General features: G+C 37.2%; 16 protein-coding genes. 11 read left to right on the forward strand and 5 right to left on the reverse strand.

Features of this window, described 5'->3' with window-relative positions; translation table 11 throughout:
* Positions 1-18: 18 nt before the first annotated feature.
* Positions 19-657 (forward strand): LIC11874 family lipoprotein, encoded by a 639-nt coding sequence (locus ND811_RS05550; protein WP_265351120.1) that lies wholly within the window; start codon positions 19-21, stop codon positions 655-657.
* On the opposite strand, the gene ND811_RS05555 is transcribed toward ND811_RS05550, so the two are convergent.
* A complete protein-coding gene (locus ND811_RS05555; protein WP_265351121.1) occupies positions 654-1400 on the reverse strand; it encodes a menaquinone biosynthetic enzyme MqnA/MqnD family protein in 747 nt (248 codons plus the stop codon). The genes ND811_RS05550 and ND811_RS05555 overlap by 4 nt on opposite strands.
* 71 nt (positions 1401-1471) lie before the next feature.
* Here ND811_RS05555 and ND811_RS05560 point away from each other — a divergent pair, with 71 nt between their 5' ends.
* Positions 1472-2329 (forward strand): CheR family methyltransferase, encoded by an 858-nt coding sequence (locus ND811_RS05560; RefSeq protein ID WP_265351122.1) that lies wholly within the window; start codon positions 1472-1474, stop codon positions 2327-2329.
* A gap of 5 nt (positions 2330-2334) precedes the next feature.
* Here ND811_RS05560 and ND811_RS05565 read toward each other — a convergent pair whose 3' ends face one another.
* The gene (locus tag ND811_RS05565) at positions 2335-2847 is read right to left on the reverse strand and encodes an HIT family protein (protein ID WP_265351123.1); all 513 of its coding nucleotides are present in this window, start codon (positions 2845-2847) and stop codon (positions 2335-2337) included.
* A gap of 72 nt (positions 2848-2919) precedes the next feature.
* On the opposite strand from ND811_RS05565, the gene rsmH reads away from it, so the two are divergent.
* From rsmH to murC, 7 genes are read left to right on the forward strand one after another with little or no spacing between them, the layout of a single operon-like run.
* On the forward strand, positions 2920-3864 hold the full coding sequence (gene rsmH, locus ND811_RS05570; RefSeq protein ID WP_265351124.1) for a 16S rRNA (cytosine(1402)-N(4))-methyltransferase RsmH: 945 nt from the start codon (positions 2920-2922) through the stop codon (positions 3862-3864).
* Positions 3852-4208: a hypothetical protein gene (locus tag ND811_RS05575; RefSeq protein WP_265351125.1), complete on the forward strand. Its 357-nt coding sequence runs from the start codon at positions 3852-3854 to the stop codon at positions 4206-4208. Before rsmH ends, ND811_RS05575 begins: the two co-directional genes overlap by 13 nt.
* Entirely contained in the window at positions 4205-5725 is a 1521-nt protein-coding gene (locus ND811_RS05580) for a UDP-N-acetylmuramoyl-L-alanyl-D-glutamate--2,6-diaminopimelate ligase (protein ID WP_265351126.1), read from the forward strand. Before ND811_RS05575 ends, ND811_RS05580 begins: the two co-directional genes overlap by 4 nt.
* A gap of 17 nt (positions 5726-5742) precedes the next feature.
* Entirely contained in the window at positions 5743-6855 is a 1113-nt protein-coding gene (gene mraY, locus ND811_RS05585; protein ID WP_265351127.1) for a phospho-N-acetylmuramoyl-pentapeptide-transferase, read from the forward strand.
* A gap of 23 nt (positions 6856-6878) precedes the next feature.
* Positions 6879-8027, forward strand: a complete 1149-nt coding sequence (locus ND811_RS05590; protein ID WP_265351128.1) for an FtsW/RodA/SpoVE family cell cycle protein — start codon at positions 6879-6881, stop codon at positions 8025-8027.
* Positions 8024-9100 carry a UDP-N-acetylglucosamine--N-acetylmuramyl-(pentapeptide) pyrophosphoryl-undecaprenol N-acetylglucosamine transferase gene (locus tag ND811_RS05595; protein ID WP_265351129.1) on the forward strand — a complete coding sequence of 359 codons (1077 nt, stop codon included), beginning with the start codon at positions 8024-8026 and terminating at the stop codon, positions 9098-9100. The genes ND811_RS05590 and ND811_RS05595 overlap by 4 nt, the downstream gene beginning before the upstream one ends.
* 21 nt (positions 9101-9121) lie before the next feature.
* Positions 9122-10543 (forward strand): UDP-N-acetylmuramate--L-alanine ligase, encoded by a 1422-nt coding sequence (murC, locus tag ND811_RS05600; RefSeq protein WP_265351130.1) that lies wholly within the window; start codon positions 9122-9124, stop codon positions 10541-10543.
* Between the two features lie 4 nt (positions 10544-10547).
* Here murC and ND811_RS05605 read toward each other — a convergent pair whose 3' ends face one another.
* From ND811_RS05605 to ND811_RS05615, 3 genes are read right to left on the reverse strand one after another with little or no spacing between them, the layout of a single operon-like run.
* Positions 10548-11678: a 5-(carboxyamino)imidazole ribonucleotide synthase gene (locus tag ND811_RS05605; protein WP_265351131.1), complete on the reverse strand. Its 1131-nt coding sequence runs from the start codon at positions 11676-11678 to the stop codon at positions 10548-10550.
* The gene (gene purE, locus ND811_RS05610) at positions 11662-12159 is read right to left on the reverse strand and encodes a 5-(carboxyamino)imidazole ribonucleotide mutase (RefSeq protein ID WP_265351132.1); all 498 of its coding nucleotides are present in this window, start codon (positions 12157-12159) and stop codon (positions 11662-11664) included. Before purE ends, ND811_RS05605 begins: the two co-directional genes overlap by 17 nt.
* Before the next feature lie 30 nt (positions 12160-12189).
* Entirely contained in the window at positions 12190-13569 is a 1380-nt protein-coding gene (locus ND811_RS05615; protein ID WP_265351133.1) for a UDP-N-acetylmuramoyl-tripeptide--D-alanyl-D-alanine ligase, read from the reverse strand.
* 51 nt (positions 13570-13620) lie between these two features.
* Between ND811_RS05615 and ND811_RS05620 the strand changes: the two genes are divergently transcribed.
* Complete coding sequence (locus ND811_RS05620; protein ID WP_265351134.1) at positions 13621-14661, forward strand: Gfo/Idh/MocA family oxidoreductase; 1041 nt, start codon at positions 13621-13623, stop codon at positions 14659-14661.
* On the forward strand, positions 14658-16292 hold the full coding sequence (locus tag ND811_RS05625) for an ABC1 kinase family protein (protein WP_265351135.1): 1635 nt from the start codon (positions 14658-14660) through the stop codon (positions 16290-16292). Before ND811_RS05620 ends, ND811_RS05625 begins: the two co-directional genes overlap by 4 nt.
* Positions 16293-16309: the final 17 nt, after the last annotated feature.

The raw sequence follows: 16309 nt of genomic DNA on the forward strand, positions 1-16309 counted from the left end.
GTATGGGATGCCTAGGGTGTGTTCCGTTTTCCTTTATTACTCATATTATTTTTTGTAGGTTGTTTTGAATACGAAGAGACGATTCTCTTTCGTAAATTAAGTTCTGGTACTGTGGAGATTTCCTATACAGTACCTTTGAAAAAAGATTCAAACGATTCGCTTATTAAATTTTTACCAACTTCTAAAGAAGAAATCATCTCCTCTGTCAAAAAAAAATCGAATCACAATCTGCAAGTTAGAGACTTTACGTTCAGAGAATTAGAAAAATCGGAAACTACCGATATGTATTTCAAACGCAAAGGAAAAGTGTCTTACAAACTCGATTTCGAGGATCCTATACATTTAGAAGGCGTATTGATTGGAACTTTTTCTATCAAATCCAAACCTAGGTCACTTACCGTAAAACGAGATTTTCCTAACTTAACGGATAATGCCATTTTGGAGACAAGTGTTGGTGAGAAAAAAATTATTTCTGAAACTTCTAGGCTATTAAAGGAGGGGAAAATTCAGTTTAAAGTTTTATTTCCCAAGGATTCCGAATGTAGTTCTAACAGAGGTTTTATCGGACTTGGAAATTTGACTTACCAAATCCCTTTACCCGAAACTTTAGAGAATCCAGAATCTAAAACTTGGGAATATAAAATTCGTTTTTTCTAAACGAGTTTTAATTCTTTCGCAGTTTTAATAAACAAATCAAAACCATCGAGATTTTTCTGTTCTGGAATATAATGTAATTCTTGTTTGAGGTAGCGGTCAGTAATGGCGATAGGAAGTCTTTTTTCTTCCTTGATGATAGAATCTAACTCCTTTAGGCCATATTCTAGAGCTGTTAAAAAAAGACGATCATCCCAAACCTTACCTTTAGGAAAGGCCCAAAAAGCAAAACAGAAATACAATCCAGTGGACTGGTTCCACCATTCGGCAAGATCGATCACTTGGTAACCGGGAACTGGCGTTTGTAATAAGGCATGATCCCCAAACAAAAGATGAGATCCTTTTCCCTTGTTCATCATTTGAGATATTTCTGCGGCTTGCGTGGGAATGACTTCTACTAGTTTCCCAAACTCCCGATAAAGCAGACACTGTAAAAGAGCGACACTCGACCTAGAGCCCTTGTCCGTATACACCACCTTAGGTAGACCTGATTCCGATTCATGCCGAAAAAATAGAACCGACCGAACCACATCTCTGGCACATACACCCACAATTTTTGTAAAATCTAAACTTTCACGATTTCTCACACATTCTACAGAAGAAACAAGGGCACAGTCTAACTCACCTTGTTTGAGAAGTTCGATGAGAACACTAGGATTTTCATAAACCGGTGTATATCCGGAAGTTCGTTCAAAATAAAGGGTGAGGGGGCGGGCATTCAGGTGTTTTACGATGCCTATTTTCATTATATAAATTCTCTTCTAAAAAACAACTTGTCAGAACGGGAAAAGAGTGTCGAATCACTTACGAGGGAAAATTGGACTTTCGAACATCTTTAAACACAATCGGCGATGCCGAATTTGAATTCATTAAAAATTTAGTGTACAAACAAGCGGGTATTTTTTTAGCACCGCATAAAAAAATCATGGTCCAGTCCAGACTTAATGCGAGACTCCGTACTTTAGGAATCACTAGTTTTGAAAACTATGTTGCTAAATTAAAATTGGATCCAAAGTTTGCGACCGATGAAATGCAAGAACTCATTAATCGCATAACAACAAACAAAACTGACTTTTTTCGTGAAAACCATCACTTTGAATTTTTAAAAAACCAATACTTTCCCGCATTAGAGCAAGCAGCGGCAAACGGTGGTCAAAAAAACCTTCGTATTTGGTGTTCCGCTTCTTCCACGGGAGAGGAACCGTATTCGATTGCCATAACTGTATATGATTACTTTCAAACAAAACCCGGTTGGAATTGTAAGATCTATGCCTCAGACATCGATACGCAAGTCATTGCTACTGCTAAAAAGGGTGTGTATCGGGATGAACGATTGGAACCAGTTTCTGACGCTCTAAAGGCGAAACATTTTATAAAAACTGTGGAGAAAGATATTGTTTATTATGAAGCAAAACCTCACCTAAAAGCTCTCATTGACTTTAGGCAAATCAATCTCTTACACTTTCCCTTTCCCATTTCTGAGAAATTGGATTTGATCTTTTGTAGAAACGTAGTTATTTATTTTGATAAACCAACACAGAAAACCCTGTTTCAAAATTTTGAACTCAGTTTGAAACCGAAAGGTTACCTAATCCTCGGTCACTCAGAAACCATGTTTGGAATTTCGGATAGTTTTAAATTTTTAGGGCACACAATTTACCAAAAGAAGGACTAAGAATTTTAGTCTTCTTTTGCCCAAAGTTTTTTTAAATCATCCCACATTTGGTAAGGTTCATAGATGACAATTCTAGTATTGGAAAGAACATCTAAAAAGCCTGCTTCATTTGGAAATCTAGGCACAATGTGTTCGTGAATGTGGGGAATAGAACCTCCACTATTTTTCCCTAGGTTGTAACCAATATTGAATCCTTGGACTTTCCACTGTTTCTCTAAGATTCTCATCGTTTTCTGTGTCAAACGGTGGATGTCTAATGCTTCTTCTTCAGTGAGTTCTAAGTAATGGATGATATGACGTTTGGGAAAGATGATGATATGGCCCGGATTATAAGGAAAAAGATTCACCGAAACGATCGAAAGTTCCGTTTCTGCGATGGTCAGGTTTGGCACAATTTCGTTTTTGTCTCGAACCCCGCAGAGAATGCAGTCTACATTGGGTCTATCCCCTTTGGCATAACCCAATTTTCCTATGCTGAACAGGTTTTTTCGCAGCGAATGTTCTTCATAGGAACTCATTTGTACTTTCAATCTCCCCAAAGGATTAAAGGATTGCAAGGATTTTGACAAGTATACATTAAGAAAGTAACAGTGTCAGAATCTCCTCATATCCCCGTACTTCCCAAAGAAGTGATCGAATTACTCCAAAAAACAGAAAATACGGAACCCTTGTGGTTTCTTGATGGAACTGCAGGGGAAGGTGGACACTCCAAACTCATTTTGCAAACCTTTCCAAAGGCGAAGCTCATCCTTATCGATCGTGATGCCGTCATGTTAGAACGGGCAAAAAAAGAAATCGTCTCAGTGATTGGATCTCTTGATCGAGTGCACCCATTTCAAATGAACTTTTCTGAAGTGGACCAGGACATTTTGGATTCGGTCGGTTGTCCTGGGCTTGATGGAGCTCTGGTGGATTTAGGTGTTTCATTGTTTCACTTCCTACATTCTGGCAGAGGGTTTACTTTTAAAAATGATGAACCTTTGGATATGCGACTAGAGCCACAAGTGGGGAGAAAAACTGCTGCCGATGTAGTGAACTATAGTACAGTCCTGCATTTAAAAAAAGTGTTTTGGGACTATGGGGAAGAACGTTGGGCCTTGAAAATTGCAAATAACATAGTGCAGGCGAGGCATAAAAAGAAATTTGAGACTAATACTGATTTAGTCAAACTGGTTGAGGCTTCTATTCCAAGAAAGTTTTGGCCTAAAGAAACACATCCAGCTACAAGAATTTTCCAAGCACTACGAATTGAGGTCAACGAAGAACTAATACATGCAGAAAAGGGAATTAGAGTTCTTGCAGATTTGTTAAGAATTGGAGGAGTTCTTAGTTGTATCTCCTTTCATTCCTTAGAAGATAGAATTGTAAAATGGACTTTCCGCGACCTAAAGGCCACCGAACATTTTGAAATTTTAACTAAAAAACCCATTCTACCAACAGACACAGAAATACGAGAAAACAGGGCATCCAGGTCTGCAAAATTAAGAGGGATCCAAAAGATAAATCCGATATTAAATAAGAGATGGGAAAGGTGAAAGAAAAAATCAAAAACTTGCCAGAATTGGTTTTAGGTTTTCTCTCACCGTTAAAACCCTTGGTAGTTTTATTTCCTTTGTTTGCTTTTTTTTATTCGATTGTTTGGCAAGGACTCACAAAAGCAAGACTCACAAGACAAATTCACGAAAGAACCGCCACGAAAGAAGAACTCAAACGCAAAAATGATGAATTAAAAATCGGTATCGTCACTTACACATCTGCAGAACGAATTGAAACTCTCTACCGAAGAACCTACCAGTTTTTGCCCATTAGCTTGGGCAATCGAACCGTCACCATAGAGCTCCCGCCCATCCCCGAAAAGGGACTTAGAGAAGAAGAATGAAACTATCAGAAATTTTAAAACGGATTCCCGACCTAAAACAAATCAAAGGCGAAAATTCTTTGGAAGTGGATTATATTTGGGGTGATAGTCGAAAACTAAAACCAAATGACATCTTTGTTCTTCCTGAAGATACAAACGAAAATCAGGAACTCTTTCTTAAAATGGCAGTGGATCTTGGGTCCAAGGTCGTCCTTGTTTCCAAACGGAATTTGAAATTAAAGGGTTTGGAGTTATTTTCTGCCATCTTGGAATCAGAAGATTCGGTGGGTGAAGCACATGGAAAAATTGCCTGTTTTCTTGCAGGTAATCCCGCAAAAAAAATGAAACTTGTGGCAATAACCGGAACCAACGGAAAAACCTCGTTAACCTTTATCCTTTTTCACCTAGCAAGAAAAGTGGGGAAGAATGCTGCTCTCATAGGAACAGTTCAAATTCAAATCATGGACCGAGTTTTAGAATCGGGATATACAACTCCGGATGCTTCTTCACTTAACCTCTTACTCAAACAAATGTTAGAGGAAGGAATTGAATATGTATTTATGGAAATGAGCAGTCATGGATTGAAATTGGGAAGAGTGGCTGGTCTTGAAATTACTTGCGCAGGATTTACAAACCTGACCCAAGACCATTTAGATTTTCATCCGAGTATGGAAGATTACTTTGAAAGTAAATTTAAAATCTTTCAACTTTTGGAGCAGTCCTCAGTAAAAAATAAATTTGGCCTTGTTGCCGGTGATGTTTCTTACGGGAATACAATGATAAAACGTATTGCCGAGGCAAAATTAAAATCGCCGATTTATATATTGGGGAAATCTGGGGAGTTCAATTATACCAATACAAAACTTTCTTTATTAGGTAGTGAATACAGGTTCCATAAAAAAGCAAAAAATCTCCCTTTTGTTGAAGTAAGAAGTATCAAAACTAATTTACTCGGCAACTTTAATGTTTTTAACACATCCTTTGCACTGGCCATTGCCTACGAATTGGGTTTTCCTTGGGAGGAAGTCATTTCCTGTTTAGAAAATATTCCTACAGTACCCGGTCGCTTTCAAGTGGTACCTTTTCCCGATAAATCAAGGATTGCCGTTGTCGATTATGCTCATACACCCGATGCATTAGAGAATATCTTAAAGAGTTGTGTGGAAATTGTTCCCAAACAAATTATCTGTTTGTTTGGTTGTGGAGGAGACAGGGACCGCACCAAACGACCGCAAATGGCAAGGATTGCAGAAAACTTAGCTGATCTTGTCATTCTAACCTCAGACAATCCAAGAACAGAATCATCAGAAGCCATTTTAGATGAAATTGAATCCGGTTTTTCACGAGGATTTCAAAGGTATGAAAAAATAACCGACCGAAGGGTAGCCATACAAAGGGCGGTCGGATTATTGGAACGTGATGGGATTTTAGTAGTCGCAGGCAAAGGCCATGAAACGTACCAAATCATAGGAAAAGAAAAAACAAAATTTGTAGATTTTGAAGAGATAGAGAATGCTTTTCAGAATCTAGGACTTTAGTCGATAGGGGAAATAAAATGTTCCAGTGGATTTATGAATCGTTCGGAAACGATTATGGTTTCCTTAGAGTTTTTAGTTATGTAACTCTCCGTGCGATGATGGCGGGCCTTACTTCTATGTTTATCACTTTTCTTTTTGGAAAAGCATTGATCTCGTTTCTTCTTTCTTTGAAGTTTCGTGAATCTGTCCGTAACGACGGTCCACAGTCTCATGCAGCAAAATCAGGAACACCAACGATGGGAGGACTGATTATGATTCTTTCACTTACCATCTCTACTCTGTTATGGGGAAATCTTTCTAATTTAAATGTTTTGTTACTTCTTGTTTCAGCCATTTTATTTGCAGGACTTGGGTTTACAGATGATTATATGAAATCTGTGAAAAAAATCAAAGGAGGGATGCGAGCAAGGACAAAGTTTCTTGTTACCATTTTCTTTGCTGTATCGATCACTACCCTCTATTTTTATTTTACTGGAAAATCAAATACTGTTGCGACAAAAGGGATTGTATTTACCATTACTGATTTGTTTCTTCCATTTGTTAAGGGTCCTGTGTGGAATTTAGGAATCCTTGCCGTTCCGTTTGCGATTCTTGTTCTCATCGGTAGTTCCCATGCTGTAAATCTAACCGATGGACTCGATGGATTGGCTTCTGGAACTGTTGTGATTGCAACCGCTACTTTTGCGCTCATCTCCTATGTATCAGGAACACCATCTGCGGCCAATTATTTGCATATACCTTACCTTCCTGGGTCTCACGAATACGCTGTTTTTCTGGCGGGGCTTTCTGGGGCTCTCCTTGGATTTTTATGGTTCAATTGCCATCCAGCACAAGTGTTTATGGGAGATACAGGCTCTTTGTTTTTAGGCTCCACTCTTGGACTTGTTGCCATTATGTTAAAAAAAGAAATCCTCCTTGTAATCCTTGGTGGTATCTTTGTTGCAGAAGCCATTAGTGTGATTCTACAAGTCGGATCTTTCAAATTAACTGGGAAACGAATTTTTAAAATGGCTCCTCTCCACCATCATTTTGAATTGTCAGGTTGGTCTGAAGAGAAAGTAGTGATCCGCTTTTGGATTATTGGAATAATCTTAGCTATCATTACATTATCAACATTAAAAATCCAATAGTAGATTTGTCTTAAAAAATACATATGGAAATCTTCCGAAAGGTTCAAAACCAGTTTCGATTTGGTAATTCGCGGTTTGACGGACCATTACTTTATGGAATGTTTTTATTATTTGGAATGGGGCTTGTTATTATGTACAGTGCTTCTGTCATCCCGGCAGAAAGAGAGTTCACCGATCCAAATTACTATCTTAACAAACAGTTGTTATGGGGCTTGGTCGGAATTTTTTGTTTTTTGGTATTTAGCCAAATTCCATATCAATTTTTAGTTAGGTGGTCTTTTTTATTTTCTGTGATTAGTTTGTTATTACTAATTTCCGTTTTTATTCCTGGACTCGGAAAATCAGTGGGAACAAGTTATGGTAGGAGTTTTAATCGTTGGATTCAAATTGGTGGAATTCAAATCCAACCCTCCGAGTTTTCTAAGATCAGCATTCTACTTTTTTCTTCGTATTTTTTTTACAATTTTGATTTTAAAAAAGTTAAGTGGGATAGAAAAAAAATTGTCTCTATTGGGCTCATTTTTTCCACTTTGGTTTTAATCGTCATTGAACCAGCGTTTGGTACGACGATTGAACTACTTTTGGTTTTATTTTTCTTTGTACTTCTTGCTGGTTTTCCGATGAAACGACTTTTTATTTTAGGGGCCTCAGTTTTACCTCTACTCGTTGTCCTTGTGACCCAAGTAGGATATAGGAAAAAACGTTTAGAAATTTGGTTAGATCCTTATAAATTTCGATTTGATGAAGGTCACCAGTTAGTAACAAGTTTTAGAGCTTTTTTTGATGGCGGCAGTTTCGGACGCCCAGTCGGTTCGGGTTATGCACATCGTTATTTGGCATATAGCCATACAGATTTTGTGATGGCTTCTTTTGTAGAAGACTTTGGTATTCTGGGTTTTTCTATATTTCTCCTTATTGTTGTTTTTCTTTTTGTAAGAATTTATTTCCTCCTACAACGTTTAAAAGACAAACTTGGCTTTTTTTTAGGAGCTGGGATTTTAATTCTTTTTGGATTCCAAACGATATTAAATTTATTTGTAGTAACGGGAATTGTTCCGGTAACAGGAATTTCCTTACCTTTTTTAAGTTACGGCGGATCCTCTCTCATAACAATTTTTATCTTATTCGGAATTCTTGCCAACATCACGAGTAAAGAGAATTTGGTATTATGAGTGGTTCCGTTCTAATCGCAGCCGGTGGTACTGGTGGACATATATCTCCCGGCGTGGCACTTGCCGAAGTTCTATCAGAAAAAAAAACATCCTTTGGATTCGAAACAGTATATTTACACTCTCTGATCCGAAATAAAGACAACCCTGATTTAATCAATCCTCCTTGTACTGTTCTTTGGCACAATGTTCCGCAGTTAGGTGGTCTTCGCTCGTTAGTTTATCCTTTTTTATTCCTAGTCCCTTTTATCAAATCCATTCTTCTTTTTAAAAAACTAAAGATACAAGCAGTGATTGGAATGGGCGGATATTCTAGCCTTCCTTCCATTTTATATGCAGTTCTTTTTCGGAAGAAATTATACCTATGTGAACAAAATTGTGTTCCGGGAAAAATCACTCGTATCTTTTCAAGATTTGCTGAAAAAGTTGCATTCAGTTTTCCTTTAGCAGAAGGTTATTCCATTGCTGGAAAAACGATTGGAAATCCGATCCGTAAACGAGTCATTCCAGAACATTTGAACATCAGACAGAATGAAAACTTGCACGAAGGAAAAAAGAATACAGTAAACGTACTTGTACTCGGTGGATCTCAAGGAGCAAGACAGCTCAATCAAATGATATTAAAAGCAATGGAGAATCCAGATATCGCTAATAAATATAGATTTCGGTTGTTAACAGGAACTTCGCTTTATGAAGAAACAAAACGTAAGTCTGTGGGTAATGCCGAAATTATTTCCTATGCAAATGATATGAAACCTAATTATGAATGGGCTAATTTAGTTGTAGCTAGATCCGGGGCAGGCGTTCTTGCGGAATGTTTAGTTTATGGTCTACCAATGATTCTTATTCCATACCCTTATGCGGCAGACAATCACCAAAAAGAAAATGCTAATTTTATCGAATCACAAGGAGCAGCTGAAACTATTCATTCCACATCAGAAGATCCAACTAAACTGGTACAAATTCTATTAAGATGGAAGGATCATTCTGAAATTCTTAAGGACATGGGTCATAAATCATTAGCATTATCCAATGTGAATGCGGCATACCAAACCGTTTCCTATTTTTTTAACTAATAAATCTATAAATTAAATACAATGAAAGGTCCTATTTTATTTTTGGGAATTGGCGGAAGTGGAATGTCAAGCCTTGCTCATATGGCATTGGACTTAAAACTTCCTGTTCTTGGTTACGATCAAAAAAATACCGATACAACAGAATATCTAAAAAAACGCGGCGCTTTAATTCAGAATGATATATCTCTCATTGCCTTAGAGGGGATAGAGATGGTTGTTTATAGCTCCGCAATTAATGACAAACACAAACAAGTGTTTGAGGATATTAAGAAAAAGAACATTCCACTTAAACACAGATCGGAATTTATGCATCTTCTTGTTTCGAACCAGAAATCAATTTCCGTTGCTGGCAGTCATGGAAAAACTTCAACCACAACAATGGTCTCTCAAATTCTCTCAGAAGTTGGAATGGATCCAACGATAATGATTGGTGGAGACACTAGTCTTTTGGAAAAAAGAGGCGGAAAAATCGGGAGTGGGAATTTCGCCGTTTACGAATCCGATGAATCAGACGGTACCTTTTTAAAACACAAAGCTTCTATCCGATTATTAACAAATATTGACAATGACCATCTAGACTACTATAAAACCAGAGAAAAATTAGAAGATGCATTTTTAGAATATATTTCCTTTGGAACGCCAGGTGATGTTGTATTATATGCGAAAGACCAAGGCATACGAGACGTTCTTCTAAATAAAACTAAGGCAATCATTCCATCACCCCAATTTCGGCTTTTTCTCTGTTTAGAGGCGGAAGATACAAAATCAGATTGGTATCGAAATCTTGAAACGAAACTAGGAAATCATCTCATCCCTGTAATCTATCAAATCAAAGATGACCATCTAACTTTTTCATTTTTGGAAACTAAAAACCTAAACTTACATTTACCTTATCCCGGAGTTCATTATTTAACCAATGGTCTTGTTGCTTTAGTGGGCTCTTATGTTTCAGGTGTTTCTCCAAAAATTTCATCTGAGATCCTCTCTCGTTATATCGGCGTGAAACGAAGGCAAGAAATTTTAGGTCATTGGAATGGAGTGACCGTAATGGATGACTATGGGCACCATCCAACAGAAATTTCTATGGTCATTCGGTCCCTAAAAAATAAGTTAAAATCGAAAGGGCGACTGATTGTTCTTTTTCAGCCCCATAGGTACACGCGCACTCAATTATTACTAAGAGAACTTGCTGAATCTCTTACACTTGCGGACAGTTTACTGATGCTTCCCATCTATTCTGCCGGTGAATCTCCGATCGCAGGGATAAACCATGAATCATTTATCCCATTCCTTGATCCTAAGAATACAGAATATTTAAAAGGAGAAATGGATTTAGACCTTTTGGTAATCAAAGACAAATTACAAAAGGGAGATTTGTTACTTTGTCTAGGAGCAGGTAACGTCAGAGATTGGGGACGTCAACTACTAAAGAACCAATCATAATTAATTATAAGTCATGGAAAAGAGGATTTACTTCTTCTAAATTTCCTTTAAAATTCATATGTCCCATCTTTCTTCCAATTTTAGCATCTTTTTTTCCATAAAGATGTAACTTGTATCGATCATCTTTTAATAGTTCTCGAGCGATCGCCAAACTTTCATTATATTCGTTTCCTAAAATATTTTTCATAAGTGTAGGTTTTGGCCTAACGTCCGTTGGTCGACTGTTTCCAGTAATAGCAGAAACATGCAAATGGAATTGCGAAAAACTTTGACAGTCTTGTGTAAAATGTCCTGTATTATGTGGTCTAGGTGCAAATTCATTTAAATACAAATGGTTTTCTTTTAGAAAAAATTCCACACCCATAGTTCCAACATAGTCCAGAGATTCTGCCAGTTTAGAAGCCATTTCCGTTGCTTCTAAACTTAATCCAACAGGAATTCGAGCCGGAAAAATCGAAAGATCTAAAATATGATTTTTATGTTCGTTTTCTACAGCACCGTAACAAACAATTTCACCATTCCGGAAGCGAGTTAGAATAATGCTGATTTCTTTGTGAAAGGGTATCACTTCTTCAACTAAGTATTCTTCATCTCCTTTGGGGAATGCGTTATGTAAAAAGTCTTTGTATTCTGCCGCATCCTTTACTTTGACTTGGCCTTTTCCATCATAACCAAAACGTAGTGTTTTGATGATCCAAGGGTAGGGAATGGCTATGTCAAATTTTGTAGTATTTTGGGTTAGGTGAAAAAAATCAGCAGTTCGAAAACCTAATTTACGAAAATGTGTTTTTTCCAAATATCTATCTTGGGCAATGACTAGAGCTTTTGGCGGTGGGAAAATTTGAATTTGTTTTGTTTCCGATTCTAAAAAATCTAGAGTGGATTTGGGGATATTTTCAAATTCAAAACTCAAAACATCGATTTTAGAAAGAAAGGTTTTTAAGCTAGATAGATCCTCATACGAAGCAACAGTCGCAGTAGCACCTGCCTTTTCACATGGTGATTCCTTTTCGGGAGAATAACAAAAAAAATCGTAACCGAGTGGTAGGGCCTCTAAACACATCATCTGTCCAAGTTGGCCCGAACCTAAAACACCAATTTTTGTAGTCGAATTTTCTTTAGATAAGTTGGTCATTTTTGGAAAGAGCTAATTTGCGGTTTGTCTCCGCATAAGATTCAAGTTGATTATGAAGAGATTTGTCAAGTAGGGAAAGAATGCGAACCGCAAGTAATCCTGCGTTGGCAGCACCACTGGTTCCAATGGCTAGGGTTCCTACAGGAACACCTTTTGGCATTTGCACAATAGAAAGCAAACTATCCATTCCATTGAGTGCTTTAGATTGAACAGGAACACCTAACACAGGTAGGGTAGTAAGTGATGCGGTCATTCCAGGCAGATGTGCAGCCCCACCAGCTCCAGCAATAATGACTCCAAACCCATTTTGTTTTGCCGATTTTGCAAACTCCACCATTCGTTCCGGTGAGCGGTGTGCAGAAACAATTTCTTTTTCAAAAGGAATTCCAAATTCTATCAGAATATCACAGGCTTCTTTCATAGTTTCCCAATCAGAATGAGATCCCATAATCACAGCTACTTTGGGTAGATTTGTTGGCATACGTGTAATCTAGGATGAGCCATTTCTGCATCAACCCTTAAATCTTTCTAAGGCTTGTACAATTCTTTCCATTTTCATTGATCGAGACCCCTTTACGAGTAAAACTGAATTTTTAGGAATAGTAGATTTTACAAATTCAATGAGTTCCGAAACGTCAGTAAAATGTTTTGACCCAGGAACTTTTTTTACCATAGGTTTTGTTTCATCACCAAACCCTAGTAAGATACCTTTGTCCATCCTTCGAATTTCTTTTCCTATTTCTTCATGGTAGTATTTTGTAAATTTTCCAAGTTCCTTCATGGAACCAAGAATCCATACAGGATTACGATTTCCGGCAAATTGTTCAGCTGCACCAATGCTAGAAAGCATAGATTCGGGATTTGCATTATAACAATCGTCAATAATCGTAAAATATCCTTTATTGATATTCAAACGTTTGTCAGGACTTTTATAATTTTGAATGGTTTTGGAAATTTGGTCAGAAGGAATTTTAAAATATACTCCCACTGCCACCATTCCACGTACATTACTGAGAAGTTTTGATCCAGGTAGTTTCCATTGGATTCCTGTTCCCTTCCAATCCAATTGGAATCCAGTAGATTGTGTTTTACGAACCTTTAAAACTGGTTTATCTTTATGGTTCCAAACCACTAATTGAATGTTTTGTTTTTTGGTTCTAATTTTGACTCGATTCAAAAAATCCAAATCATCGGGAACAAATAAAACTGAATTCGGCTTCATTCCACAAATGATATCGATTTTTTCTTCGGCAATGGCTTCCCTTGATTTTAGATTTTCTATATGAGCGGATCCGATATTAGTTATTAACGCATGAGTGGGTAGAGCAATTTCAGAGAGACGAGAAATTTCACCTCTATGGTTCATTCCTAATTCACAAATGGCCACTCTCGTTTTTTCATTGATTCTAAATAAAGTAAAAGGGAGTCCAATTTCATTATTATAATTTTTTTCAGTAACAACTAATTCATTTCGATTTAGGAAACCAAAAAGACCACCTAACAAATCTTTTGTAGTAGTTTTCCCAGATGAACCTGTCACGGTTAGGACAATAGGATTAAATCGATTTCTATGATAACGGGCAAGAAGTCCCAATGCTTTTAAACTGTCGCTAACGATAATTGCCTTGGACCTACTTTCAGTTGACAACTGTTTTAGAATGGGATGGTTCTTTTCACAAAGAAAAGCAATAGCACCTTTTGCAAGTGCATCTGGAATAAATTCATGACCATCTCTTGTTCCGCGTAAAGGAATAAATAATGACCTTGGTTTTGCTTCCACAGAAGAGGTTGTGATCCAACGAAAGGTAAGGTTTTCTTTCAGATCCAAGTGCGGTCCTTTGGAAAACAAACTTAGAATAGTTGACAAGGAATATTCAAATGGTGCGATCATAGCTTCTATGCCAGATTCTTTCAGAAAGAAAGATTTGGAAGAAAAAGATAAATGAAACGATCCAAAATCAAAACCATCCTGATCGGTCTAGGGCGGATTTGCTCCAGTTTAGAAACGGATCCATTTCGTAAAAAACCATGCACCCATATGGGGGTCCTCCAATCTGATTGGGGAAAAGACCGATTCGAATTTATCTTGGGATTAGATTCCCATTCTGAAAAATGCGAATCCTTTCAATCCTCTTGGAATTTGCCTGCCGAAACGGTTCACCCAGATCCTTCGAAATTCTCTCTACCAAAATCCATCCAATTGGCTGTGATCTCCACTCCGAGTGTTTCTCACGAAAACTGGGCAATCCATTGCATCACCCAAGGAATTCCAAATTTATTAATCGAAAAACCAGTGGCCCTTACAGAATCAGGAGCCAAAAGGATCCAAAAACATGCAATCAAATACAATACCAGAATTTGGATCAATCATGAAAGGCGTTACCATCCAAGTTACAAATACGTTAAAGAACAACTAACAAAAGGGAATCTAGGAAAACTGAAATCGATTCGTGCTTCCGTGTTCACCTCGGCAAAAAACCCAGGCCTTGCATTTTCCAAACTAGGAGGAGGTCCCTTACTCCATGACGGAACCCATGCGGTAGATCTTCTCCATTGGATTTTAGGAAAATCAAAATTAGTAGATTCCAGATTAGAAAGACCCAAAAAAGGGGCCACCGAATCAAGAGCAGTGGCCTGGTTTCGATCTATGGAAGGGGTAGATGTTTTTTTAGATGTCAGTGGTGGGAGAAAGTATTTCCAATTTGAACTAGACTTACATACCGACTCACATAGAATCATTTGTTCCAATGATGGATTTCAATTTTTCCAATCACAAACTTCGAAGTTGTACAAAGGATTTCAAAGTTTATCCCCGTATGATCCTCCAGATTTTCCAAGTCCAGAGACAGCAAATGCATTTCTCGGGATCTATGATGAGATCTATCAAGTAATCAAAGGGAACAAACAAAAAATGGAAGGAACTCTTTCAGACAATATTGAAATTCTAAATATGATAGAATCTATTTATAGGAAAAAAAGATGAAATCAAAACAAAATAGGTCGGCTTCTATCTATTTTTTTCTATTTAGCACTTGGTTCGAATACCTCGTATTAACAAAAATCAAACGAAAATTCAAAAGCCAAACAAATTATGAATCAGCGCGAATTCATTTTTTAAAAAGAAAAGGAAAAGAAACAAAAATCCTCTTTTTTCAGTTAGGTGGCGTATATATCAAAATTGGTCAATTTGTAAGTAATTTGTTCCATGTTTTACCGGAAGAATTTTTATGGGAGTTACAAGACTTACAAGACAAAATCCCTCCGAGAGATTTTGCGGACATAAACAAACGTTGGCTTAATGATTATGGGAAGTCCATGTTTGAAATTTTTACAAATTTAGATACTGCAGCTTATGCTAGCGCCTCAACAGCGCAAGTTCATATCGGTTATTATCAAAACAAAAAAGTCGCAATCAAAACTTTATATCCAGGGATAGAAGCGGATGCCATACGGGACTTAAAAACCATTTCAAGAGTTATATGGATCATCGACCGTTTTGTATTTAAAATATCTGCCAAAGAAGTAAATGAACAATTAAAAACAATGATCCGAGCTGAACTTGATCTTCGGGGTGAACTAAAAAACTTAAAATACACCAAACAACTATTTGCTCTAGAAAAGGATTTTTATTTCCCTAATCCTATTGATGAACTTTGTAATAAACATACGCTTGTCACAGAATTTGTTGAAGGAAATAAAATTTACGAACTGGGACCCGTCGATCCACATTCCAAAAAAAGCCCCCAATTAGAAAAATTAGTAAGGGCCTATATATTAATGATATTCGAATACCGCTTCTTCCATGCGGACCCACATCCAGGAAATTTAATTTTTATGGATACGGGAGAACTTTGTTTTATCGATTTTGGAGCAGTTCAGTCTATTTCCGAAGAAGAAACGCGTATCCTGGAAAGGATTCTAATTGGTGCGATGAGAAAAGATTATCATTTGATCACAGAATCCTTGTTTGAGTTAGGGGCCGTGACAGAAAGTTTATCAAAAGAAGAACTGATCCAAATTGTAAAGTATTCCCTCGAAAAACTAAATCGTATTTTGGAATCCACTGACCATTTTCGAAACATTGGACTCGATACACTGCGGCCTGCTGAAGACCTTCGTTTTTTAAAGGAAATTCAGGTGAGTCTAAAACGTTTGCTTTCCAGTTTAAAACTTCCTCCCAATTTTTTAAGCCTCCACCGTGTGCTTGCTTTGTTACTCGGAAATTCATCATATTTGGATCCAACTCGCTCCATGATCGATTATGCAGAAAAACCCTTTTCACAAATTGTTCTAAAAGGAAGTTCCTTAAAAAAACTTTGGAAAGATGAAGGTGAGGAGTTTATTACAAGCCTATTTTCCTTACCGAAGGAACTAAATGAATTTTTATACAAATGGAATCGAGGAGAATTCCAAACACCAGATTCCTCGAGAAAAGAAGAGTTGAGGCTAAAAGAAATTTTTACTTTTGGAGCCTTAGGTTCGATATTTTTCTTTTTCGGAATGTATTATTCTGAAAAATTCTGGAAAGAACCAAGCATATTATTTTACATACTATCAGGACTTAGTTTTTGGGCTTTAGCCAAATCAAGTCTAAGTTACTGGAAACAAAAATAAACGGACCACCTCTAATT

The organism is Leptospira soteropolitanensis (assembly GCF_026151655.1).
GTDB lineage: Bacteria > Spirochaetota > Leptospiria > Leptospirales > Leptospiraceae > Leptospira_A > Leptospira_A soteropolitanensis.